Below are 22410 nucleotides of genomic sequence, written 5' to 3'. Positions count from 1 at the left end.
TTTCGATCCCATAGAAGTGAATTCCACCCGCATTTTTACCGCCGAAATTCCACCCTCCCTGGCCGGCCGTCGCCTCGATCAAGCTCTGAGCGAGCTGTTTCCGGATTTTTCCAGGAGTCGCTTGCAAAGCTGGATTAAGAGCGGGTCGGTTCGTATCGATGGTGCTGTTCTGCCTCCAAAACACCGGCTTCTGGGCGGGGAGCACGTGGTTCTGCGCGCCACGCTGGAAGAGACCGCAACGGTCGAAGCTCAGGATATTCCGCTCTCGATTCTTTTTGAGGATGAAACGATCCTGATTATCGATAAACCTGCAGGGCTGGTTGTGCACCCGGCGGCCGGCCACCGCGACGGAACCCTGCAGAATGCGTTGCTGCATCACGCGCCGGTTTTGGCCGGGATCCCGCGTTGCGGCATCGTCCATCGGCTGGACAAGGACACCAGCGGGTTACTGATGGCTGCCAAAACCTTGACCGCCCATAAGTCGCTGGTGGAGCAGCTTCAGGCCCGGACCGTGCACCGGGAATATCTGGCTTTGGTGCAGGGTGCTCTGACGGCCGGCGGAACGGTGGACGAGCCGATCGGTCGGCATCGCACCGATCGGAAGCGGTTTGCCGTCCGCGAAGAAGGTAAACCTGCCATTACCCATTACCGCGTCGCCGAGCGCTTCCCTCACCATACCTTGCTGCGGATAAAGCTTGAAACCGGGCGGACCCACCAGATCCGCGTTCATATGGCTCATATCCACTATCCGCTAGTCGGTGATCCGATTTACGGTGGCCGGCTCAAGATACCGGCCGGCGCAAGCGCAGAGCAGATCAGCGCGATCCGGAGTTTCAAGAGACAAGCCCTGCATGCCGAAAAGCTCGGGATCATTCACCCGGCAACCGGTGAATATATGGAATGGCGGTCGCCGCTTCCGGCGGATTTCGCCGATTTGCTTGCAGTGCTGAGAGAACAGGCATGAACCGATTCTGGATCGAACCGGATTGGCCTGCGCCGCCGGGTGTTCGGGCGGCAAGCACCCTGCGCCGCGGCGGGGTCAGCACCGGTCTTTACCGCAGCCTCAACCTGGGCGCTCACGTTGGGGACGATCCCCGCCGGGTTAAAGAAAACCGGCGTCTTCTTCGGGCGGCCTTGAACCTACCCGCGGAACCGGTCTGGTTGAATCAAGTGCACGGAAACAAGGTCATCCAAGCGGACTTATCTTCGGAACGGAACGCGGATGCAGCCTTTACGTGTCGCCCCGGTGTCGTTTGCGCGGTGATGACGGCGGATTGCCTACCTGTCCTGTTGTGTTCGAAGGAGGGCGATCGTGTGGCGGCGGTGCACGCCGGGTGGAAAGGGCTCGCTGCCGGCGTTATCGAGGCGGCTGTGGAATCGTTCAAGGGCGCCGATTTGCTGGCGTGGCTGGGACCAGCCATTGGTCCGGATGCCTTCGAGGTCGGTGAAGAGGTTCGAGATACTTTCGTCCGGAAGAAGTCGGGATTCGCTGCCGCGTTCCGAGAAACGGAAAACATGAAATGGTTGGCGGATCTTTATCACCTCGCTCGCATTGCGCTGAACGATGCCGGCGTTTCGGCCGTTTTCGGCGGCGGTTTTTGTACCTTCAGCAATGCCGCGGATTTTTTCTCCTATCGCCGCGACCGTATCACAGGCCGTATGGCTACGTTGATCTGGCGCGAAAAATACAAATAAAACATGAATCTTCTTTTTTGGATCATTGCTTTTACACTGATCGGCGGCATCTTGAGTGTCATCGCAGCCTCGCTGTTTCTGCTGATTCCCGACCATCATCGTTCCCGGATATTGCCGCACGGCATCAGTTTCGCTCTCGGAGCTCTATTGGCCGTGGCGTTTCTGGATCTCTTGCCCCACGCCGTCGAAGCGGTCGGTGCGGAGCGGTCGGAGACGGTTTTCGCGGCCGTTCTACTGGGGATCTTGGCCTTGTTTTTGTTGGAAAAGCTGCTGCTTTGGCGGCATTGCCACGCCGGCGACTGCGAGACTCATACCGACGAGCACTTTCATCAGCCTGCCGGTACGCTCATCGTATTGGGCGACGGAATTCACAACTTCGTGGACGGCGTGCTGATCGCCTCGGCTTTTCTCACCGATGTGCACTTAGGTATAGTCACCAGCCTGGCCGTTTTCGCCCACGAAATTCCACAGGAGGTGGGCGATTTCGCGATTCTCCTGAAAAGCGGTTATAGCCGTCCGACGGCCTTGCTTTACAATCTGCTTTCCAGTCTGGCGACCCTGTTGGGCGGCGTTCTGGCTTATTACAGCCTTGAAAATCTGCGTGAAGCCCTACCTTATTTCCTCGCCTTGGCAGCGTCGAGCTTCGTCTATGTGGCGGTCGCGGACCTCATTCCCAGTTTGCACGAGCGCACTAACGCCAGCGCCGCCTTGCAGCAAATCGCCATGATCGGTGCTGGGGTATTGCTGATTTTTTCGGCACACGCTTATAGCGAAGAATTTCATAAAGACCATTCCCTTGGAGCCGCATCGTCGAAGTGTCCGGCCTACGTTCTCTAGGGATATCGGCTTAGCCCTCATTTCGCAAAGCACACAGTTGTGCGACGAGTTCGCGCAAGGCTTTACTGCGGTGGCTCAGACGGTTTTTTTCGTCAGGCGTTAGTTCGGCCGAGGTGCAGTTTTTTTCCGGTACGAAAAAAAGGGGATCGTAACCGAAGCCTCCGCTGCCGCGCGGCTCGTTCAGAATGATTCCTTCCCACACGCCTTGTCCGATTAAGGGGCTAGGGTCCCTGGCATGGCGTAGAAAGACCATGACACAACGGAATCTGGCCGTCCGCTCGGCATTAGGAATCTTTTCCAATTCCCGAAGCAGTTTGGCATTATTGTCCGTGTCGCTCGCGCCGGGGCCTGCGTAACGGGCCGAGATAACGCCGGGCGCACCGTCCAAGGCGTCGACTTCCAGACCGGAGTCGTCCGCTATAGCGGGAAGACCGGACAGCTGGCTGGCGTGCCGGGCTTTCAGAATCGCATTCTCGATGAAAGTCAATCCGATCTCTTCAATGTTCGGGATTTGGAAAGCGGATTGGGGTACGATCGTTATGTCATCGTCTTTTAATAGGGTTTGGATTTCCCGAACCTTTCCGGGATTATTGCTGGCCAGCAGGATTTTTCTCATTGTCGGCGTGTCTCACGATGGCGAACCGAATCGCGTTCCTGGATAGGGCGTTTCGGGCGGTGTGCCGACTGTTCGTCGAGCAGGCGGCAATACAAACAATAACAATCTCAGAGGAGAAAAAGCTATGAGTCAAATCTTGAACGAAGTCCTCAGCGCCAATCAAGCGTATGCAGGGAGTTTCAATAAAGGTCATCTGCCTTTGCCGCCTGCGCGGCATTTCGCAATTCTGACCTGTATGGACGCCCGTCTGGATCCGGCTAAATACGCGGGACTTTCTGAAGGGGATGCCCACGTGATCCGTAATGCCGGCGGGCGCGCCAGCGACGACGCGATCCGTTCCCTGGTGATCTCATACAAGCTGCTCGGCACCCGCGAGTGGTTCGTGATTCATCACACCGATTGCGGCATGGAACTGTTCACCAACGAGATCATGGGAGACCTGCTGAGCAGCAGCTTGGAAACCGCCACCATCGATGCCAGCGGCTGGCACGACGTCGGCAAGGGGCCGGGATCGACCGAAGGCAAATACATCAACTGGCTGACCATCAAGAATCAGGAACAAAGCGTCGTGGAGGACGTGACGCGGATCCGTAACCACGTGCTGGTGCCCAAGAACATTCCAATCTACGGGTTCATCTACGACGTAAAGACCGGCAAGCTGGTGGAAGTGCCGGATGCCATGGCTGCCGGGCGTCCGCTTTGAGGAAGTTTTGAACGAGTGATTCCGTTCATGCCTTTCCACCCATACCATGAACGGAATCCATGCCTTAACGTTTATCCTGAGCCCTTCGACATGCCTGTCACGAGTTTGTCGAAAGGCTCAGGACAGGCTTGTCGAAGGATTTGATCAGAAATTCCTCAAGTTGCTTCAAGGAAAGTTTGAGGCAAAGCAAGCCGGCTTCAGTCGGTTTTACAGTTTTCGAGCGCAGCCCGCTGATGCGCGAGTAACTCTTTGATCCCTTTCCCGGCCAGATCGAGCATGGCGTCGAGTTCCTCTCGACGAAACGCGTGACCTTCCGCAGTGCCTTGGATCTCCACGTAGGCGCCGGCCTCGTTCATGACCACGTTCATGTCGGTTTCGGCCTCGCAGTCCTCGTAATAATCCAGATCCAGCACGGGCACACCCTTGTAGATACCGACCGATACCGACGCGATCTGCCCATGGATAGGGTCGATTCGAAGCTTTTTTTGCTGCATCAGGTTGCGTATGGCCAGAGAAAGCGCGACATATCCGCCGGTGATCGAAGCTGTCCGGGTTCCGCCATCGGCCTGGATCACATCGCAGTCGATAGTGACGGTCCGCTCCCCCAGTGCCTCCAAATTCAGAGCCGCCCGCAACGAACGCCCGATCAGCCGCTGGATTTCCATGGTGCGACCACCCTGCTTGCCTCTTGCGGCTTCCCGTCCCATCCGCTCGTGGGTCGAGCGTGGCAACATGCCGTATTCCGCCGTGATCCAGCCACTGCCCTTACCTTTAAGGAAAGGCGGTACTTTTTCTTCGACGCTGGCCGTGCAGATCACGCGGGTGTCGCCGAATTCGACAAGCACCGAGCCTTCCGCGTGTTTGGTGTAATTACAAGTCAATACAATCTTTCGCAGTTCATCCGGCTGGCGTCCGCTCGGTCTCATGGTATTGCTCACTCTTCGAAAATCGGGGCAGTATACCCGAATTCAGACCCCTTCGCTTTGCACCAGCTCTCCCGAACAAAGGCAACGATGACTGTTCATGAACACTAGACGGTTCTTATATCTGCTCGGTTTTGCGCTCCTATTCGTGATCGCGCCCGTCGCCTATCAGATCGACCGAATAGCCCAGTCGCTCCCGGTCATGAACGGGGAGGCCGGGCTGCCCGGCCTTTCCTCCAAAGCCGAGGTGGAAGCCGATGAATTAGGAATTCCCTCGGTACACGCCGCAACGCGCGAGGATGCGTTTCGCGTACTGGGCTATCTTCACGCGCGCGATCGGCTTTTTCAAATGGATTTGATGCGCCGCAAAACGGCGGGACGATTGGCCGAAATTTTCGGAAAAGAGGCTGTAAACCTGGACAGACGGCAGAGGACTTATGGGTTTGAGCGTGTGGCCGAGGACGCCGTGAGCCAGCTGCCGGCGGATCAACGCAGCGTTTTGCAGGCCTATGCGGAGGGCGTGAACGCATTCATCATGCGGGCTCAGGCCTTGCCTTTCGAATTCCGCGTTCTGGGATATCAACCCGATACCTGGCGGCCGGAGGACAGCATGTTGGTTGCGCTGAACATGTTTCAGATCCTGAACGGAAATGATCGCGATGAGCGAACTCTCACGCTGATGGAGCATTATCTTCCGCCGGAGGTGACGGCTTTTCTAACGCCCGATACCGATCCGTACGCAACGGTGCTTTTGGGCGGCGCGGATTCGCACCGGCCGGCGCGAGAGATACCGGTAAAATCGATCGCGGGATTGATCGAAGAAGCCGGAAGCCGAATTTTCGGCAGTGCAGTCGAGCCCGAAGCGCCTAGCATCGGCTCGAACAACTGGGCGGTAGGCGGAACTAAGACTAGCGACGGACGCGCCATAGTCGCAAACGATATGCACCTGGAACTTTCGGTACCGAACATTTGGTATCGCGCCCGCTTGCTCTACGGCGATACGGATTTATCTGGCGTTACCCTGCCGGGGGTGCCGCTGGTCGTCGTCGGCAGCAACCGTCGTGTGGCCTGGGGATTCACCAACGTGGACGCCGATTTGCTGGATTTGGTCCGTATAGAACTCGATCCCGCGGATCCCGGCCGATACCGGACGCCCGACGGCTGGCAGCCGTTCGAGACCCGGACCGAGACTATCGGCGTGAAGAACGGCGAACCCGAAACCATCGAGCTCAAGAGTACGATTTGGGGACCGATCGCGCCCGAGCCGCTACTCGGTCAGCCCGTGGCGATACGCTGGACCGCGCTAGACCCCCAGGCCATGAATTTGGGCTTGCTGGATATGGATCGTGCCAAGACGCTGAACGAGGCCATGGCTGTGATGAACCGCGCCGGCGCACCGCCCCAGAATGTCGTTTTGGCCGACGATGCGGGCCATGTCGCATGGACGTACATGGGGTTTTTTCCAAAGCGACTGGGTTTCGACGGGAGCGTCAGCGTTTCCTGGGCAGACGGACGTACGCGTTGGGATGGCTTCATTCCGCCCGACGAGCTGCCGCGGGTGATCGATCCTGACGAAGGGTTTCTCGTGACCGCCAACAATCGTACCTTGGGCAAGGAATACCCGTATGTGATTGGCCACAATTTTTCCTACAGTTATCGGGCTTACCGCATCGCCGAGAGGCTTAAGGAAATGAGCCGGATCTCGGAAGAGGACATGCTCGCTTTACAACTCGATACGGTTAGCGAGTTTTTTGAGTTCTACCGTCGTTTGGCTTTGTCGGTGCTGAGCGGCGAAGCGGAAAATGCAGGTTTAGCCGAGGCGAAGCGCGCGATCGAACGCTGGAATGGCCGCTTCGATGCCGATAGCATCGGTATCGCACTACTTGTCGAATGGCGTCGAAGTCTCGCAAAAGCCGTCTTCGCCCCTCTGCTGAGCCGGTGCGCGGCCGCCGATCCGGGGTTCACCTATAACTGGCGCGAGCAGGAAACGCCGCTTCGCACGCTGCTCGAGGAACAATCTCCGCAAACGCTACCGGATCGGCGGTATACCGATTGGCGCGGTTTTCTACTTGAAACGCTCCGTCGTAGCGCCGAAGCCCTCAAGCAGCGGCACGGCATAGAGCTGGATCATCTGACCTGGGGCCAGATCAACCGGATCCATTTGAGTCATCCGTTCAGCCGCTCGTTTGCGCTCGCCGGCTGGATTCTGGACATGCCCGAGGTACCCGCAAGCGGCTGTCAAAGCTTCTGCGTACGGGTGTTGTTCGATGGTCACGGTGCCAGCGAGCGTATGGTGGTATCGCCGAACCATGCCGAGGATGGTATTCTCCACATGCCGGGCGGGCAATCAGGACATCCATTTTCCGTGCATTACCGCGATCAGCAGACAGCCTGGGTCAAAGGCGACGCTCTGCCGTTCCTGCCCGGCGCGGCCAAACATCATTTGACCCTGACTCCGGAATGACAGACCTGGGCGTAAGCGAAGAATACCTTGAAATAGCAGTCCGTTTAGGAAGTGCGTGGGCGGCCGGAAGCCTGATCGGGCTCGAACGCAGCTTTCACGGTCGTCCGGCCGGATTTCGCACCCATGCGCTCGTCTGTCTGGCGTCGGCGCTTCTAATGTTGTTAACCGCCTATCAGGGGCTTTGGTTGAAGGATGTTTCGTCCGAATCGATCCGAGCCGATCCGACGCGCATGGCCCAAGGCATCATGACGGGCATCGGTTTCCTCGGGGCGGGGGTCATTTTCAAGGAAAAACTCACCATCCGGGGTCTGACCACGGCAGCGTCCATCTGGATGACTGCCGCCCTTGGCATCCTGTACGGCATCGGGTTCTACTATCCGGCAATCCTGGTGACAGGGGCTGTCGTGGGTACCTTGGCGCTGTTCCGATTGATTGAGTACTGGCTGCCAAGCCAGCAATACGCTCAAGTGAAATTGCGATACGCGAGGGGTGCGGTGCCTGACGAATCATCGGTTTACGCCTTGATCGGCGAACACAATGCGCGCGTGGCTGGTATGAGCTACCGTCTCGTGGATAGCGGCCAAGCCTTCGAGTACACCATGGTCATCCACACCTACAATAAAACCCACTTCAGCCGGCTTGCGCATAGGCTCAGAGAAGAATCCGACCTGCTGGAGTTCAGTGTGTCGCCGGTCGGAGAATAGCGGGCTCGCGCGGCCTGGGTACGCGTAAAGCCCACAAGTGCAACCGCGGACTCCGCTCGCGCTCGGGTTTTAGGTCACCGCGACGCCCCTTTACGGGGCGCCGTTTTGTATTGGACAGCCTTGGACTTGAAATCAGCCCGACCGGACGTGTTCGTCGATAGGCTCTGAAGCGGAGCGCGAAAAACTCACTCCTGCGCAGCGATGCCCAAATTTTCCCCGACCCAATGGCTTCTGATCTGATGTTTGTACATCAAACGGTAGAGCGTCATGCGGGACACTGCCAGTTGCCGCGCCGCTCGAGAGATATTGTTTTCCGTGGCTTGGAGCGTTGCCTGAATGATCTCTTTCTCGGTTTGGTCTTTGGCCTCTTCCAAAGTCATGGGATGATCGAAGATTCGGCTAAAGCTTTGATGGAAATCATTAAGACCTAAGTCCTTCGGGCTTATTGAAGAGCCTTCACACATGACTTTAGCCCGTTTGATCCGGTTGATCAGCTCTCGAATATTGCCGGGCCAGTTATGACAACGCATCGCTTTCAGAGCCTCGGGGTCGAAGTTTTGGATGGCGTTGCCGCCTTCATTGGAAAACAAGCGAAGATAGTGCTTGGCGAGAAGCTCGATGTCGTCCTGGCGCTCGCGAAGCGGTGGAACGTTGATGACGAGTGTCTTGAGCCGGTGATAAAGATCGTCACGGAGGCGCCCGTCTGCTACGAGATGGTCCAAGTTGTCCTGGGTCGCGGCGATGATTCGGACGTCGACCGGCGTTTTCCTGGTGCCATTGGCCAATGGTAGGGTGCCGTTCCGCAGAAAGTTGAGCAGATCGGATTGCAGGTCCTCGGTCAGATGGCTGACGTCATCCAAAAACAGCGTACCCCCGGTCGCGGCCTCAATACCCCCCTTGCCGGGCTCGAAAAGCTCCGATCGAATGACCTCGGGCGGCAATCCGTCGCAGCTTATCTTGACGAAAGGTTTATCGCACCGGGCAGAGGCCCGATGTACAGCGAGAGCGGTCGTTTCTTTTCCGGAACCGCTTTCTCCTACGATCAATACCGGAACACTGACGGCTGCCGCCTTCTTGATGGCACGGAGCAGTCTCAGGCTTGCCGGACTACAGCCGATCAATTCTTCCCGATAGTTATAGGTTGGAGAAGAAGCGGCGGCGCGTTCCAGCATGTCGGCCATGCCCAAGGCATGGCCGAGAGTGAGTTGCAGGCGGCCAGTGTCCACGGGCAATGTGTGATAATCATAAAAGTAGCTTGAAATCAACGCGCAGAGGTCCGGTCTGTTTGCGGTTCCCGCAGCTAACAAGCCAATCCACTCCATGGAACGACGTGCTGTGACGAGATCTTTGACTGAGGACAAGTCGTTTGGCAGATCGGCGCCGAAGAAAACCATCCCGACCTTAAAACGGTGATGATCCATGAGATCTTTTGCTTCGTTTAGATCTCCTGTGGAAAAAAGGGTCCATTCCAGGGACCGCAGAGCGTCGAGGGATTCGTTGCGAGCGGCCGATAAGTTGAAGCACAGTACCTTACGCATATCCATATGTCGTCCTTCCTGGTTCACATGTCTTTAGAACTGCCGGGCATTGTGGATTCTCGGAATCCATAGATCGGAAGCCTGTCACCGGTATGTCTTGGGGTTGCAGCAAATACGGTGGCACCAGGTACGAAAAGACACCGCGGCCTGAAAACCACCGGTCCTAGTCATATAATCTCAGGCTCTATGCCACGGCGCAAGAACTACGCGGAAGAGAATGCTCTCTAGAGATGCTTTGATGAGCCTCCGACGGCCCTCCCTGTGCCGAAATCGGAGGTTTTCGAGCTTTAGGCCGCCTTGCGGAAGACGATCTTTCCGTCCTCTACATCCGCGCTGACGGTATCCCCCGGAGCGATTTTGCCGGCCAGGATATCCTGTGCCAGGGGATTCTCGATCTGATGCTGAATGGCGCGCTTCAACGGCCGCGCGCCGTAAACCGGATCGAACCCGACCTCTCCAAGCCTGTCCAGAGCCGCTTCGCTGACTTGGAGCGAGATGTCGCGGTCGGCCAGGCGGTTTTGCAGATAGCCGATCTGAATCCGGCTGATTGCCCGTATCTGTTCCTTGACCAGAGGATGGAAAACGACCACCTCATCGATACGATTGATGAACTCGGGTCGGAAATAATGGGTCACCACATCCATGACCGCCGCCTTCATCCGTTGATAGTTCTCCTCTCCAGCCAGCTCCTGAATACGGTCGGAACCTAGGTTCGAAGTCATCACGATGACAGTGTTACGGAAGTCCACCGTGCGCCCGTGGCCGTCGGTGAGCCTACCGTCGTCCAACACCTGTAACAGGATGTTGAACACTTCGGGATGGGCTTTTTCAATCTCGTCCAACAGGATCACCGAGTAAGGTTTGCGGCGGACCGCCTCGGTCAGGTAACCGCCTTCCTCGTAACCGACATAACCTGGCGGAGTCCCGATCAGGCGGGCAACCGAGTGCTTCTCCATGAATTCCGACATGTCGATACGCACCATCGCTTCCTCGGTGTCGAACAAGAACTCGGCCAAGGCTTTGCACAGCTCGGTCTTGCCCACGCCGGTAGGCCCCAAGAACAGGAACGAACCGTTGGGGCGGCGAGGATCGGCAAGACCCGCGCGGGAACGGCGGATAGCGTCCGACACCGCTTTGATCGCTTCCTGTTGGCCCACGACCCGACGCGCTAGGTTTTCCTCCATGTGGAGCAGCTTTTCCCGTTCGCCTTCAAGCATTTTCGAAACCGGGATGCCGGTCCACTTTGAGACCACTTCGGCGATTTCCTCGTCCGTGACCTTGTTGCGCAGCAGCTTGGTTTCATGCATCTCGGCCTGAGTCGCAAGGTCCAGTTCCTTCTGCAATTTCGGGATTACCCCGTATTGCAGTTCCGACATACGGGTCAGGTCGCCGGCACGCCGTGCGGCTTCAAGTTCAAGACGGGCACGTTCCAACTGTTCCTTAATGGCCGTGGTACCCTGCAAGGCGGCTTTTTCCGCCTTCCAGATCTCTTCCAATTCGGCGTATTCCTTTTCCAGCTCGGCGATATGGCTTTCCAGAGTTTCCAGGCGCCGCCGAGATGCTTCGTCAGATTCCTTCTTCAAAGCCTCGCGTTCGATCTTGAGCTGAATCAGGCGGCGGTCAAGGCGATCCATTTCTTCCGGTTTGGAATCGATTTCCATGCGGATGCGGCTGGCTGCCTCGTCTACCAGGTCGATGGCCTTGTCCGGTAGATTGCGATCGGTGATATAGCGATGCGACAGGGTCGCCGCCGCCACGAGCGCGGGGTCGGTGATGGTAACGCCGTGGTGTACCTCGTATTTTTCCTTAAGTCCTCGTAGGATGGCGATGGTGTCCTCTACACTGGGTTGGTCCACCAGCACTTTTTGGAAGCGCCGTTCCAGAGCGGCGTCCTTTTCGATGTATTGACGGTATTCGTCTAGGGTGGTGGCGCCGATGCAGTGCAGTTCGCCGCGTGCCAAGGCAGGCTTGAGCATATTGCCGGCGTCGATGGCGCCTTCGGCCCGCCCCGCACCGACGAGCGTATGCAACTCATCGATGAAGAGGATGATCTTGCCCTCCTGCTTCGCGATTTCGTTCAGAAGCGCTTTCATGCGTTCCTCGAACTCGCCCCGGAATTTGGTGCCCGCGATCAGGGCTGCCATATCCAGAGCCAGCAAGCGCTTGCCTTTGACGCCTTCCGGCACTTCGCCGTTGACGATGCGTTGAGCCAGTCCCTCGACAATGGCGGTCTTGCCGACACCGGGCTCGCCGATGAGGACTGGGTTGTTTTTGGTACGCCGCTGCAGCACCTGGATGGTGCGGCGAATTTCGTCGTCGCGCCCGATAACCGGATCGAGCTTACCCTGTTCGGCTCGCTCGGTTAAATCGATGGTAAATCTCTGCAGCGCCTGCCGTTGTTCTTCCACATTGGGATCATCCGCTTTCTGGCCGCCCCGGATTTTCTCGATAGCGTTTTCCAGCTTGTTGCGATCGAGGCCCGCTCTCCGGAGCATATCGCTGAGTTGGCCGCGGTCTTCTAAGGCCGCGAGCACAAAGATTTCACTGGTGATGTAAGCGTCGCCACGTTTTTGCGCCAGCTTGTCGGTCAGATTCAACAGCCGGCCGAGTTCGTTAGAGATCTGAACGTCTCCTCCGATGCCTTCCACGCGGGGCATGCGATTCAGCGCCTCGTCCAAGGAAGCTCGGAACTGATTCACGTTGACGCCGCATTGCGAAAGCAAGGAGCGCACAGTGCCGCCTTCGTGGTCGAGCAGCGCAGCCATGACGTGAATCGGCTCGATGAACTGATGATCGCGCCCCAACGCCAGGCTTTGAGCGTCGGCCAAGGCTGCCTGGAATTTGCCTGTGAGTTTGTCCATTCGCATTGAGTGGTGCCTTTGTCGGTTAAATGTTTCTACTGATTTAGGAAGTAAGGCTTGCCAACGCGATTTTCAAGCTGGACCGTACAGTAGCTCGAGTACCGACGAGTCGAATGGGAACGGCGGCTTTTTGGGGTAAACGGACAGTGTCGGGCGCTATCGATTGCCGCCTCGATACCGAGGCTCGCCCCGTTTGGTGAAAACCAGATGAATCGTACGGCGAATAGGACGATGTTTCCTAAGACCGAATCGAGTGTGAATCGATCGACCCCGACGATGGAACACTCGATTCGGTTCGTTCACAGAGGCTGTCCGAGGTCCTCGGTGAGCGGTGAAAAGTGGTCCGAAACCGTTGGAAAATTCCGCTCTCAGAACGACGTTTACGGGTTGACAGCGGCGACCCAGGCGTCGATATGTTCGGTCGTGATTGCACCGCTGACCGGCAATCGGTTGTGACTCGCATCGTAGAAGTAGCTGCGGGGCAGTTCGCCGTACCAGGACGGGTCTACTTCGTAGCGTAACCGCTGGGCGTTGGAGTCGCTGAAAATCCAGGATTCGACCTGGCCAAGCTTGTGTTTCGCCAGCATCTCGCTCACTTCGCCGGCGAATTCGGCATCATCGGTGGAAACCATCACCAGATCGAGCTTGGGATACTTCTTAACCGAAGCCGCCAAGGCGTCCAAATCCTTCATGCAGCTAGCGCAATCCAGGGACCAGAACATGAGAATGAAGGGTTTTCCTTGTCGGGCTTTCAAGATCTCGGCGAGGCTGCCGGCCTTGTACAGCTGCGTCTGATTTTCCGCAAACAGTGGAGCCGAGAGAAGCATAAAGAAGAGGCAAAGCGCCGCGAATAATTTTTTCATAACGGTATGCATTGAGAAGTCTAAAAGGAAAAAGGAATGGTTCTTGTCAATCGATGCGAATCAAGCGGTAACCCTTGTCTTGGCTATTCCACGACAGAAACACCGCTAACCCGTCAGTCAAGAGGAATGGAAAATCGACTTCGGAACTCGAGTCCGCCGCTACCACGGCCTCGGACCAGGTCTGTCCGCCGTCCTTAGACTGTTTGATCATCGCCCGATTCGTTTGTCCGTCGAACTCGTTCCAGGCGAGGACCACGCGATCGCCGACGGCCAATACGTCGGGGTGTCCCGGTAGTCGGTCAGGCCGGCCTAAGGCCATGGGTTCCGAGAAGTTTTGGCCCCGGTCGTCGGAAAAAGCGTAAAACAAGCCCTGACGTTTCGTTCCCTGGGTAAACCAGGCGATGTGATAGCGTCCGTTAGGGGCGATGGAAATTGCGGGCCCGTGGACCGGGCACGCTTCGATTTTCCAGCCGTCGTTTGTGGCCCGCGTCGTCGACCATTCCGCGCGGCCGGCCTCGGGTTTTGCAAGACCGTGATCGCGGACATTGTCGGAATAGATGAAGCGGGTGATCAGGACTGGTTTCCCATTGGTATCGAAATCGACGGCGAGGCGGCAGCAACTGCAAACATCGTTCACGATTTTTCGATTCGATTGAACCGTTTTTCCCTGGGCATCCAGAACGGTGTGGAAAATATCATTGCCCCGCGCTTCGTCGGCACCCTCGCGCTCATCGTGCCAGAACGCGTGCAGGTTATCCTCGGGGTCAATTGCCAGTAGGGTCTGAAACGAGTTGCCGGTTTGTGCCTGATCGCTCAAAGGCTCGGGTGTTCCGAAATGCTGGCCCTGATCCTCGGAGACACTGAGATAAGTTGTCCAGGGTTGCGGACCGACGGCCGGATAGGCGACATAAATTCGGCCGGAAGCGGTGACGGCGATTTGCGGACGGTATTCGCTCTGCGCCTTGATCGGCATGCGCTCACGGTTGACGGCGACCGGCGGACTGAAGGTTTTACCGTAATCGCTGGAAAAGTCGACATAGACCTGCTCATTCGTTGACACGACGCGCCACAGTCGTCGATCCGGGCCAAAAGCCGCGGAAACGGGGAGCTTTATGTCCATGCGGGTATAACGTTCGAAGCTCTTCGGCAACGATTTTGTTCCCGAGTCCAGCGACGCACAGCCGGACAGAACAGCTATGGACAAAACCCCGAAACACAGCGTGGCGGTTCGGTTGCGTACGAGGGACGCAGGTCTCATTCGACTCGTTTGTCGCTCGAATGGACTGAACATTACCCTTACGTCGAATAGCCGGTTTGCGCTCAATCCGTCGGAAAGCGAAGCGATACTTCAGTTAAAAACTGCGCGATTTCACGCATGGCGGCTATTTCACACCGCTGGTCAAATAATCTCACGCAGAAATCGAGCCAAGTGTGCCGAATCCATGGGGATGTGGGCGACAACACGACGTTCGCTCCGGCGGCATCTTCAAAAAGTGAGTCAAATGACACACAGCAGTGTGTGAAATCACCCAGTCCGTCGCCATAGGGCTATGCGAGTAGAGCGCCCAGTTCTTCGGGGTCGACCGGCTTCACCAGATGATGATCGAACCCAGCTGCCTTGGTGAGGGCGTGGTCTTCTTGTTGCCCGTAGCCGGTGATCGCGATGATCAGCGCTCCGCTGGTTTCCGGACGTCCGCGCAGTCTGCGCGCCACTTCGTAGCCGTCCATGCCGGGGAGACCGATGTCCAAAAGAATTGCGTCGGGCTGAAAATCCGATGCCAAATCGAGAGCCGCCGGCCCGTTGAGCGCGGTCCGGACGTCATGGCCTTCGAGTTCGAGCAATAAAGCCAAGCTTTCCACGGCATCCGTGTTGTCATCGACCACGAGAATCCGCTTCGATTTATCGCCTGGGCGATAGAGGGTATCTTGGTCGGTCATGGATAAATTCCTCGTTGTCCTGTTTGTAAATTCCGGTTGACACAAAGTCCTAGCCGAGCCTTTTTTCCGTTGGAGCTGCGAGTCGTCACCGGTGCGGCGTAAACCGCGTGAGCGCTGCGTAACCAAGCAAGGGGGAATCTTTGCCGGATCGGTAAGTCTTATGAAGAGCGGGAATGTCCGCGGCAGGGTGATCGGGTCCTCGTGCTTTCGGAAATCGAACCCTTGACTACGGGGAATTCATACAAGAAGAAACAACAAAAGTCGAATGGACATGTTTTTGCCATTGTATTTTCCCAGCAAGGCAGCACTCAAGCTTGTCATCATCGGCGGTGGTTATTCGGGTCTTTCGGCACTGATTACGATCCGTGAATACCGCCCCGACGCCGAGATCGTGTTGGTCGATCGCCAGCCTTATCACCTTAAGATTACACATCTTCACGAAAGTTTTCGTCGTCCTTTAACGGATTTCAAGGTGCCGTTCTCGGCTCTAGAAAAGCGCTTCAATTTTCGCCACGTGATGGCGGATCTGACATTCGACGATTCGACGTTGAAAAAGTGGCAATACGATCGAGTCATACCGGTGGGCCAGGAGGTGGTAGGGTTCGATTATCTCCTGGTCGCCACCGGTGCCGGTTTCAAGAAGCTCGAAAAATCGAGACAGGTGATCGATCTCGATGATTTCATCGAAAGGCCGGCGCCCGAAATCCTAGAAGAGCACTTGGCGGCAGCTAATTCTTCCATGCCGTGGATTACCGCAGTCGGGGGCGGTGCGACCGGGATCCAGTATCTGTTCGAGATCGCCCATTTCGCGCGGGAGCGCCGAATTCCTTGTCGCCTGCGCCTAGTGAGCTCCGAGCAGGGAGTGCTGACGCAGTTTGATCCGAAATTGGGGCGGTATGCGGAGGCTCGAATGGCGGATCTCGGAATCGAGTACGTGCCCGGTCATTTCTTTCGGGGCCAGGAGGCCGATCATGTAGTACTCGAATCGGCCGAAACGGGCGACTTGTCCGAACTCGATTCCCACCTCACGCTACTTTTCATCGGCAAGAGCGTGGGACTTCGTCTGCACGCCAATTTTTTCGGTCAGGTCGTGGCGGACGGAGAGGTTTTGGATCGGATTTTCACCGCCGGCGACTGCTCGTATTACCGCTCGTTGGGCTCGAACGCCATGACCGCTCAGTCTGCCGTGCGCAAGGGCAAGCTGGCGGCTCGGAACATTCTCAGGCACTCGGGACTCGTCAAGTTGTTGGAGCCGTATCTGCATCGCGACCTCGGCTATCTGATCAGCCTGGGACCGCAAGATTCCGTGGGATGGCTGGTGTCGGAGCGCAACGTCGTAGCGGGTTTTCCCGCGGCGGTTGTGAAAGAACTTGTGGAGGCGCAATACGATCTATTACTCGCAGGCATCGATACCTATATCTTGTGACGGGCGGGAATAAGGCGTGGCTAGACCTGCGGCAAGGCTTTCGAACACGAAGCTCGACTGGATTTATGGGAAATCGGTGCATCCGATGACGACGCCAGGAAATCAGGAGGCAAAATGATGTTTGGCTCAAGTCAGCCCGTAAAAGCCAAGGCGACCACGGTCATCAACAAACCCATAAACGAAGTCTTTCGTTTTGTCGGCGATGAATTTTTCGTCAATTACCCCAAATGGTCCCCCGAAGTTGTCGAATTGAAGCCTCTGTCGGATGGGCCTGTGCGTCTCGGCACTTTGGCGCATCAGGTTCGGGTCGACCACGGACACCGGACGGAGTCGACGTTCAGAGTGACCGATTATCAACCCAATAAGCGACTTGGCTTCAGCGGGGTGTCCAGCCCCTATCGCTGTGCCTTCGACTTCGAGCAAAAAAGCACGCCGACCCCGGTCACGCAGTTGGCATTCACTTTCGAGCTGTTCGAACTCGAACTGTTCATGCGGCCGTTCGAGAAATTGATACGGGCCGCGATCCAGGATGGTGCCGAGCGGACGGTGAAGAATCTGAAGAGCCTGATTGAGGGCGAGTCATGATGAGAAATGATGAGAAAAGGAGTTTGGCGAGGTATTTCGGTCAACGATAGGCCGAAAACCAAAGATTGAAGTGATGAGCTAGGAGGAACCGGCCATGGCCTTCATTGTTGAAAAAGATCCGGGACTTATCCCGCAGGTGCTGGCCAAGATTCTCGATTCGTGCGTCAACGGCGTGACACTGGCCGATCCAGATTTGGACGATATGCCAATCGTTTATGCCAATAAGGCCTTTGAGGAGATTACGGGTTACAGCTTGGGGGAAGTGCTAGGGCGAAACTGTCGGTTTTTACAGGGAAACGATAGAGATCAGGAGGCGCGTAGCCATATCCGCAATGCGCTCGCGAATTTTCAGCCGATCGAGATGACACTTCGCAATTATCGAAAGAACGGCGAGCTCTTTTATAATCACCTCGCACTTACACCGCTTTTCGATCGGAACGGAAAGGTGATTTATTTCCTCGGCATTCAGTACGATGTAACCAGCCAGGTGCGTGCCGAGGAAGAAATAAAACGCCTGAGCGAAAGACTGGAAAACATGTCAAAACTGACGAAATCATTGGGCTAATCCCTCCGCAAAAATGCGCGAGAAAAAGCGAGAAAAAGATGGTTTGTTTCGAAAGAACCTCCGAACTGCTCGCATACAGCCGAAAATGGGCGCCGTCGCTCGGGCCGGCGCAGCTAGAGAAGATCACGTATTATTCAAGGTTTAGTTATGGCGGTCATTTGCACGAGTGTTTGCGTCAACTATACGCCCAAGGAAATGTATGATTTGGTGAACGACGTTCAGTCCTATCCGAGCTATCTTCCTCTGTGTACCCATGTAAAACTGCATTCCAAAACGTCCGACTCCCTCAAAGCCACCATCACGCTGTCCAAAGGCAAGATCAAGTTTTCCTTCACCACGGAAAACTCGATGGTCGAGAGCAAACAAATCCGCATGAATCTCGTTGAAGGCCCGTTCAAGCATTTGCGCGGACAGTGGCGTTTCGAACCGATCGCGACGGGCGGCTGTGAAGCGACCTTCCGGCTTGATTTTGAATTCGCGAATGCTTTGTTGGGCATGGCCTTCGGCGGCTTTTTCAAGGAAGTAACCGAGTCATTCGTCGAGGCTTTCTGCAAACAGGCGGCCAAGAAATACGGTGAACGGCCTTCTCATCCGCCCGAAGCTGTCGTGGGTCAGGGGACGCTGACATAAGCATAAGTCGGGCGATGGCCGTTTGACGCAAGCTCAGCGTCTGTTGGTGTTGGAACTTTAAAGGTGAGACCGGCCGAGAGTCGGCTTTTCGGAACCGCGAAGCGGTAGGGCCCAGCGTGGCTCAATGATCTCAAGCTATCTCAGTCGGTTGTTGAGACCCGCAACGACGACGGAGCTCTTTGAAGTCTTCGAGCGGTAATTTGAAAACCGGGTAACCGTTGTAGTGGGTCGAAATCGCCTCGCGAGGATTTACGATTTTGATTGCCGCGACGCCCTGCCAACTGATTAATCGCCTGCCCTCTCTCAACCCAATCGATCCGCATATTCCCTTGCGGAGCCGCGAACCCCACCATGATGATGCTGAGAGCCGAAATGATGACCGGTTCCCGCGAAGCGGGTGCATCGAGCATGAGCGCCAAACCGAAGACGAGACCCAGAACACACGCGGCATAAAGTCACGCTTAGCAAAAAGGCGAGTACTGCCAAATCGCTCCTTCGGGCTTCGGATCAGCATTCAAGGCTGACGTGCACGCGTCGCGAGACGCCACGAAACGTTTATGAGACAGTATTCCGCGAGTCGAATTCTTCGCAGCTCGGACCTGCGTTTTCGTGTTCGATGAGTCTCGCGAACGCCCAATCCAGATCCCGAGATCAAATTTTAAAAAAATGCTTGAAGATATCGAGTCGATACCATATTATAAAACCACTGCCGCAGAGTCCCCCTCAAGGCAGACGCTGGTTCAGCACCTCAACGAACTAGCGAAGGAAGACTTTTAAGGTCGGCCGGTACCTCCTCAGCCGACCTTTTTTTTGCTTTCTACCCTAAATCGATTCGCGAACTGCCTTACTCGAAAGTGCCGCTGTTCAGGAAAAATGCGTCGCGTTTCAGATAAACTCAACGATTGGCTATTTTGGATAAAGGCCAAGTTGGACGAACGGATGGTCGCGCTGCTCATCGGCATCGTCGTCATGCTGTTTTTCGGCGATGTCGTTCTGGGTTGGATAGGAACGTTACTGCATTACCTCATCGAGGTGTTGGAGCTTGGACTCGAGCACCTGATCGAAGCGATATTTCACGTCTCCCAACGCGCCGCACAGATCCTAACGGCGTGGACCGGACTTTTTATTTTCCTGATACTCGGTTGGTTCGTTTTCCGCAAGGTGCGAGCGTTACTTCGTGACTGGATTGCATTGTATGTGGACGGTTTGAACCTTTATCCAAGCCGGAGATGGTTCCGACACAAACCCGCCGTCTATGCCGGCATGCTGGCCGCCGTAGCTCTGGTGATCTTCTTTCAGTTCTGATCACCGATCAGGCGTAAAAACGCCTCCTCATCCAACACTTCGACGCCGAGCTCCCGAGCCTTGTCTAACTTGGAGCCGGGATCGGCGCCGGCGATGACATAGCGGGTGTTCTTGGACACGCTGCCGGTGACTTTGCCGCCGAGGGCTTGAAGTCGGGCTTTCGCTTCGTCGCGGGTCATGGTGGAAAGCGTGCCGGTAAGAACGAAGGTCTGGCCTTGGAGCGGTCGGTCGGCTGTTGTCTTCGCCACTTCTTCCCAATGCACGCCAGCGTCGAGCAGCGCTCGGATGACCTCGATGTTATGCGGTTGCCGGAAAAAGGTGTAGATGTGATGGGCCACGGATGGGCCGATATCGGGCACTTGCTGCAGTTCTTCCTCGTTCGCGGCCATGATGGCGTCGAGGGTTCGGAAGTGATCGGCCAGGGTTTGCGCGGTGACCTCGCCCACTTCCCGAATGCCCAGCGCGTAAAGGAAGCGGGGTAGGGTGGTTTTCTTGCTTTTTTCCAGCGCATTGACCAGGTTTTCCGCCGATTTCCGTCCCATGCGATCCAGCGCCGCAAGTTGTTCCACGGTCAGACGATAAAGGTCTGCGACGGTTTCGATCAGCTTGTTTTCGAGAATCTGATCCACCAGTTTGTCGCCCAACCCATCGATGTCCATCGCCCGGCGCGAGGCGAAATGTTTGATCGATTCCTTGTGCTGCGCGGGGCAGTATAGGCCGCCGCTGCAGCGAGCAATGGCTTCTCCCGGCGCCAGTTCGACCTCGGAGCCGCACACCGGACAGTGACTCGGCATTTGGAAAATCTGAGCATCGGCCGGGCGAAGTTCGGGCAGGCTTTTGACCACTTCCGGGATCACGTCGCCGGCACGCCGGACGATGACGGTGTCGCCTACCCGAATATCCCGGCGACGCACTTCATCCGCGTTGTGAAGTGTTGCGTTGGTTACGGTGACGCCGCTGACGAACACGGGCTCAAGTCGCGCTACGGGCGTCAGTGCGCCGGTTCGTCCTACCTGGACCTCGATGGCGATGACCTTGGTCGTTGCCTCTTCCGCGGGAAATTTGTGGGCGATGGCCCAGCGCGGCGCGCGGGCGACGAAGCCCATGAGACGTCGGTCGGCGAGGCGGTCCACTTTGTAGACCACGCCGTCGATGTCATAGGGAAGATCATGCCGCCTCGCTAAAAGGTCGCGATAGTAGGCGAGACATCCTGCTATGCTCTGGACCACGCGCCGCTCGGGATTGACGGGAATACCCCAGGACTTGAAACGGTCCATCAAGGCGCTTTGGGTCTCCGGCAGTTGTTCGTCCGGATAGATGCCGTAGCCGTAAGAATAGAAACAGAGGCGGCGTGAGGCGGTGATTTTCGGGTCGAGTTGGCGGAGGCTTCCGGCCGCGGCATTTCGCAGGTTGGCGAAAACTTTATCGCCGTTCTGACGTGCCCGCTCATTTAAGGCGAGAAAAGCCTTTTTCGGCATGAAGACTTCACCCCGCACTTCGAAGCGTTCCGGCCAGCCGCTGCCCTTAAGTCGAAGCGGGATGTCGCGTATCGTGCGGACGTTATGGGTGATGTCCTCGCCGGTGTGCCCGTCGCCGCGGGTGGCCCCGCAAACCAGAAGGCCCTTGTCGTAGATGAGACTGACCGCGAGACCGTCGAGCTTGGGTTCCACCAAATAGCCGATGTCGTTGCGTCCGAGCCGCTGGCTCACGCGCCGGTGGAAATCCTCGACATCTTCGTCGCTGAAAGCGTTCTCCAGCGACAGCATGGGAATCTCGTGGCGCACCGTGGCGAAAGCTGCGACCGGCGGAGCGCCGACTCGCTGGGTAGGAGAATCGGGAGTTACAAGTTCCGGATATTGCCGTTCGATCGCCAAGAGCTCCTGCATCAAGCGATCGTATTCGGCGTCGGAGATCAGCGGTGAGTCGAGTTGGTAGTAGCGCAGGTTGTGGAATTCGATTTCCTTGCGCAATTCCTCTGCGCGGCGTTTGATCTCCTCCGGCGCGTTCGCGGTCATTCGTAAGCCTCTATCAGGCCACGGCGCATCTGAGCGATTTTTTCCTCGGTCAACGGTCGCCGGGTTTCGTCCCACTCGATGCCGTCCAGGCGTATCGCGAGTTCATGGCAAGTGTCGACTAGATCGTCGAACACGCGCAGGGGATCGTCCACGGTGGCGGGCTGGAAGAAAAGGACAACGCCGGGGTATTGGTACGACGCCATGTCGTCGATGGGAAAGGTGCCGGGCTTGACCAGGCTGGCGACGCTGAACAGCGGTTTCCGCAGTTCGGAATCGTAACGGTGAAAGATGCCCATTTCTCCATGGACCAGATCGAGGTCCATCAGAGCGTTCTTGAGTTCGTCGCCCGCGAATAGGAACTCGCCTTTCGCGACCACGCTGAGCTGAATGATGAACGGCGCCCCCAAGGTGGTGGTCCCATTCGGTTTTTTCGAGGCGTCATGCGCTTGGTCGATTCTGTCTTCCGCCAGATCGGGGTCGTCGGTAAACCGTCGCTCGTTTCGATTTAGAACACGAACGCTTTCGGCTTCGTCGTCGTTGTAATCGGGCAGTTCCTCATCGATCGAAGGGTCGAAGTCGAGTTCGTCGAACGCGACCCGCCTTTGCAGAAAGTCCAGGATCTTTTGCTTGTATCGTCCCCAGATATAAATGCTGGCGATGACGATGATGCCGATGACCAGCAGGATCAAACGTACGGTATCTCTATCCATCCCCTTTCCTCGAATGCCCTTGACCCGCCCGG

20 protein-coding genes are annotated in these 22410 nt (G+C 56.6%); 11 read left to right on the top strand and 9 right to left on the bottom strand.

The window, feature by feature from the left end; genetic code table 11:
* The first annotated feature begins 16 nt into the window (after positions 1 to 16).
* Genes rluD through QEN43_RS11300 form a run of 3 tightly spaced genes read left to right on the top strand, consistent with a single transcriptional unit; the run spans position 17 to position 2532 of the window.
* On the top strand, positions 17 to 964 hold the full coding sequence (gene rluD, locus QEN43_RS11310) for a 23S rRNA pseudouridine(1911/1915/1917) synthase RluD (RefSeq protein ID WP_036269160.1): 948 nt from the start codon (positions 17 to 19) through the stop codon (positions 962 to 964).
* Entirely contained in the window at positions 961 to 1695 is a 735-nt protein-coding gene (gene pgeF, locus QEN43_RS11305) for a peptidoglycan editing factor PgeF (protein WP_026611384.1), read from the top strand. Before rluD ends, pgeF begins: the two co-directional genes overlap by 4 nt.
* A 3-nt stretch (positions 1696 to 1698) precedes the next feature.
* Positions 1699 to 2532, top strand: a complete 834-nt coding sequence (locus tag QEN43_RS11300) for a ZIP family metal transporter (protein WP_051331915.1) — start codon at positions 1699 to 1701, stop codon at positions 2530 to 2532.
* 10 nt (positions 2533 to 2542) lie between these two features.
* Here the strand turns inward: QEN43_RS11300 and rdgB are convergent, their stop codons facing one another.
* Complete coding sequence (gene rdgB / locus QEN43_RS11295) at positions 2543 to 3148, bottom strand: RdgB/HAM1 family non-canonical purine NTP pyrophosphatase (RefSeq protein ID WP_026611385.1); 606 nt, start codon at positions 3146 to 3148, stop codon at positions 2543 to 2545.
* A gap of 124 nt (positions 3149 to 3272) precedes the next feature.
* Between rdgB and QEN43_RS11290 the strand changes: the two genes are divergently transcribed.
* Entirely contained in the window at positions 3273 to 3851 is a 579-nt protein-coding gene (locus QEN43_RS11290; protein ID WP_026611386.1) for a beta-class carbonic anhydrase, read from the top strand.
* Positions 3852 to 4048: 197 nt separating this feature from the next.
* Here the strand turns inward: QEN43_RS11290 and rph are convergent, their stop codons facing one another.
* On the bottom strand, positions 4049 to 4777 hold the full coding sequence (gene rph, locus QEN43_RS11285; protein ID WP_026611387.1) for a ribonuclease PH: 729 nt from the start codon (positions 4775 to 4777) through the stop codon (positions 4049 to 4051).
* A gap of 97 nt (positions 4778 to 4874) precedes the next feature.
* Here rph and QEN43_RS11280 point away from each other — a divergent pair, with 97 nt between their 5' ends.
* Entirely contained in the window at positions 4875 to 7238 is a 2364-nt protein-coding gene (locus QEN43_RS11280; RefSeq protein WP_026611388.1) for a penicillin acylase family protein, read from the top strand.
* Complete coding sequence (locus QEN43_RS11275; protein WP_026611389.1) at positions 7235 to 7942, top strand: MgtC/SapB family protein; 708 nt, start codon at positions 7235 to 7237, stop codon at positions 7940 to 7942. Before QEN43_RS11280 ends, QEN43_RS11275 begins: the two co-directional genes overlap by 4 nt.
* Before the next feature lie 185 nt (positions 7943 to 8127).
* Here QEN43_RS11275 and QEN43_RS11270 read toward each other — a convergent pair whose 3' ends face one another.
* The 5 genes from QEN43_RS11270 to QEN43_RS11250 all read right to left on the bottom strand — a co-directional run bounded on the left by QEN43_RS11270 (position 8128) and on the right by QEN43_RS11250 (position 15142).
* The gene (locus QEN43_RS11270; RefSeq protein WP_051331916.1) at positions 8128 to 9486 is read right to left on the bottom strand and encodes a sigma-54-dependent transcriptional regulator; all 1359 of its coding nucleotides are present in this window, start codon (positions 9484 to 9486) and stop codon (positions 8128 to 8130) included.
* A gap of 281 nt (positions 9487 to 9767) precedes the next feature.
* On the bottom strand, positions 9768 to 12347 hold the full coding sequence (clpB, locus tag QEN43_RS11265; protein ID WP_026611390.1) for an ATP-dependent chaperone ClpB: 2580 nt from the start codon (positions 12345 to 12347) through the stop codon (positions 9768 to 9770).
* A gap of 374 nt (positions 12348 to 12721) precedes the next feature.
* Positions 12722 to 13204 carry a TlpA family protein disulfide reductase gene (locus tag QEN43_RS11260; RefSeq protein ID WP_051331917.1) on the bottom strand — a complete coding sequence of 161 codons (483 nt, stop codon included), beginning with the start codon at positions 13202 to 13204 and terminating at the stop codon, positions 12722 to 12724.
* Positions 13205 to 13250: 46 nt separating this feature from the next.
* The gene (locus QEN43_RS11255) at positions 13251 to 14462 is read right to left on the bottom strand and encodes a sialidase family protein (protein ID WP_051331918.1); all 1212 of its coding nucleotides are present in this window, start codon (positions 14460 to 14462) and stop codon (positions 13251 to 13253) included.
* 290 nt (positions 14463 to 14752) lie between these two features.
* On the bottom strand, positions 14753 to 15142 hold the full coding sequence (locus QEN43_RS11250) for a response regulator (protein ID WP_026611391.1): 390 nt from the start codon (positions 15140 to 15142) through the stop codon (positions 14753 to 14755).
* Positions 15143 to 15413: 271 nt separating this feature from the next.
* On the opposite strand from QEN43_RS11250, the gene QEN43_RS11245 reads away from it, so the two are divergent.
* The 5 genes from QEN43_RS11245 (at position 15414) to QEN43_RS11225 (ending at position 19653) form a co-directional block, all read left to right on the top strand.
* Positions 15414 to 16568, top strand: coding sequence for an NAD(P)/FAD-dependent oxidoreductase (locus QEN43_RS11245; protein WP_036269785.1), 1155 nt, complete (start codon positions 15414 to 15416; stop codon positions 16566 to 16568).
* A gap of 114 nt (positions 16569 to 16682) precedes the next feature.
* Positions 16683 to 17153 carry an SRPBCC family protein gene (locus QEN43_RS11240; protein WP_202901170.1) on the top strand — a complete coding sequence of 157 codons (471 nt, stop codon included), beginning with the start codon at positions 16683 to 16685 and terminating at the stop codon, positions 17151 to 17153.
* A 94-nt stretch (positions 17154 to 17247) separates the two neighbouring features.
* Positions 17248 to 17718, top strand: a complete 471-nt coding sequence (locus QEN43_RS11235; RefSeq protein ID WP_026611394.1) for a PAS domain-containing protein — start codon at positions 17248 to 17250, stop codon at positions 17716 to 17718.
* Between the two features lie 147 nt (positions 17719 to 17865).
* Positions 17866 to 18348 (top strand): type II toxin-antitoxin system RatA family toxin, encoded by a 483-nt coding sequence (locus QEN43_RS11230; protein ID WP_026611395.1) that lies wholly within the window; start codon positions 17866 to 17868, stop codon positions 18346 to 18348.
* An 873-nt stretch (positions 18349 to 19221) separates the two neighbouring features.
* Positions 19222 to 19653, top strand: coding sequence for a hypothetical protein (locus QEN43_RS11225; RefSeq protein WP_026611396.1), 432 nt, complete (start codon positions 19222 to 19224; stop codon positions 19651 to 19653).
* On the opposite strand, the gene ligA is transcribed toward QEN43_RS11225, so the two are convergent.
* Together ligA and QEN43_RS11215 are read right to left on the bottom strand one after the other, a co-directional pair.
* Positions 19644 to 21668 carry an NAD-dependent DNA ligase LigA gene (gene ligA, locus QEN43_RS11220; RefSeq protein ID WP_036269164.1) on the bottom strand — a complete coding sequence of 675 codons (2025 nt, stop codon included), beginning with the start codon at positions 21666 to 21668 and terminating at the stop codon, positions 19644 to 19646. The two genes, QEN43_RS11225 and ligA, sit on opposite strands and share 10 nt — an antisense overlap.
* The gene (locus tag QEN43_RS11215; protein WP_026611397.1) at positions 21665 to 22378 is read right to left on the bottom strand and encodes a cell division protein ZipA C-terminal FtsZ-binding domain-containing protein; all 714 of its coding nucleotides are present in this window, start codon (positions 22376 to 22378) and stop codon (positions 21665 to 21667) included. Before QEN43_RS11215 ends, ligA begins: the two co-directional genes overlap by 4 nt.
* Between the last annotated feature and the right edge of the window lie 32 nt (positions 22379 to 22410).

Origin of the sequence: Methylocaldum szegediense, assembly GCF_949769195.1 — a bacterium.
In the GTDB taxonomy this organism is placed as follows: Bacteria; Pseudomonadota; Gammaproteobacteria; order Methylococcales; family Methylococcaceae; genus Methylocaldum; species Methylocaldum szegediense.
This window is presented reverse-complemented; position numbering and strand designations above follow the sequence as displayed.

Excerpts from the sequence above, each read along its gene's own strand:
- QEN43_RS11255 (WP_051331918.1), bottom strand. The coding sequence starts at position 14,462 with ATGAGACCTGCGTCCCTCGTACGCAACCGAACCGCCACGCTGTGTTTC.
- QEN43_RS11275 (WP_026611389.1), top strand. The coding sequence starts at position 7,235 with ATGACAGACCTGGGCGTAAGCGAAGAATACCTTGAAATAGCAGTCCGT.
- QEN43_RS11215 (WP_026611397.1), bottom strand. The coding sequence starts at position 22,378 with ATGGATAGAGATACCGTACGTTTGATCCTGCTGGTCATCGGCATCATC.
- QEN43_RS11250 (WP_026611391.1), bottom strand. The coding sequence starts at position 15,142 with ATGACCGACCAAGATACCCTCTATCGCCCAGGCGATAAATCGAAGCGG.
- rdgB (WP_026611385.1), bottom strand. The coding sequence starts at position 3,148 with ATGAGAAAAATCCTGCTGGCCAGCAATAATCCCGGAAAGGTTCGGGAA.
- QEN43_RS11235 (WP_026611394.1), top strand. The coding sequence starts at position 17,248 with ATGGCCTTCATTGTTGAAAAAGATCCGGGACTTATCCCGCAGGTGCTG.
- clpB (WP_026611390.1), bottom strand. The coding sequence starts at position 12,347 with ATGCGAATGGACAAACTCACAGGCAAATTCCAGGCAGCCTTGGCCGAC.
- QEN43_RS11300 (WP_051331915.1), top strand. The coding sequence starts at position 1,699 with ATGAATCTTCTTTTTTGGATCATTGCTTTTACACTGATCGGCGGCATC.
- QEN43_RS11245 (WP_036269785.1), top strand. The coding sequence starts at position 15,414 with ATGTTTTTGCCATTGTATTTTCCCAGCAAGGCAGCACTCAAGCTTGTC.
- QEN43_RS11260 (WP_051331917.1), bottom strand. The coding sequence starts at position 13,204 with ATGAAAAAATTATTCGCGGCGCTTTGCCTCTTCTTTATGCTTCTCTCG.
- pgeF (WP_026611384.1), top strand. The coding sequence starts at position 961 with ATGAACCGATTCTGGATCGAACCGGATTGGCCTGCGCCGCCGGGTGTT.
- QEN43_RS11280 (WP_026611388.1), top strand. The coding sequence starts at position 4,875 with ATGAACACTAGACGGTTCTTATATCTGCTCGGTTTTGCGCTCCTATTC.
- QEN43_RS11230 (WP_026611395.1), top strand. The coding sequence starts at position 17,866 with ATGGCGGTCATTTGCACGAGTGTTTGCGTCAACTATACGCCCAAGGAA.
- QEN43_RS11290 (WP_026611386.1), top strand. The coding sequence starts at position 3,273 with ATGAGTCAAATCTTGAACGAAGTCCTCAGCGCCAATCAAGCGTATGCA.
- QEN43_RS11240 (WP_202901170.1), top strand. The coding sequence starts at position 16,683 with ATGATGTTTGGCTCAAGTCAGCCCGTAAAAGCCAAGGCGACCACGGTC.
- rph (WP_026611387.1), bottom strand. The coding sequence starts at position 4,777 with ATGAGACCGAGCGGACGCCAGCCGGATGAACTGCGAAAGATTGTATTG.
- QEN43_RS11270 (WP_051331916.1), bottom strand. The coding sequence starts at position 9,486 with ATGGATATGCGTAAGGTACTGTGCTTCAACTTATCGGCCGCTCGCAAC.
- QEN43_RS11225 (WP_026611396.1), top strand. The coding sequence starts at position 19,222 with ATGCGTCGCGTTTCAGATAAACTCAACGATTGGCTATTTTGGATAAAG.
- ligA (WP_036269164.1), bottom strand. The coding sequence starts at position 21,668 with ATGACCGCGAACGCGCCGGAGGAGATCAAACGCCGCGCAGAGGAATTG.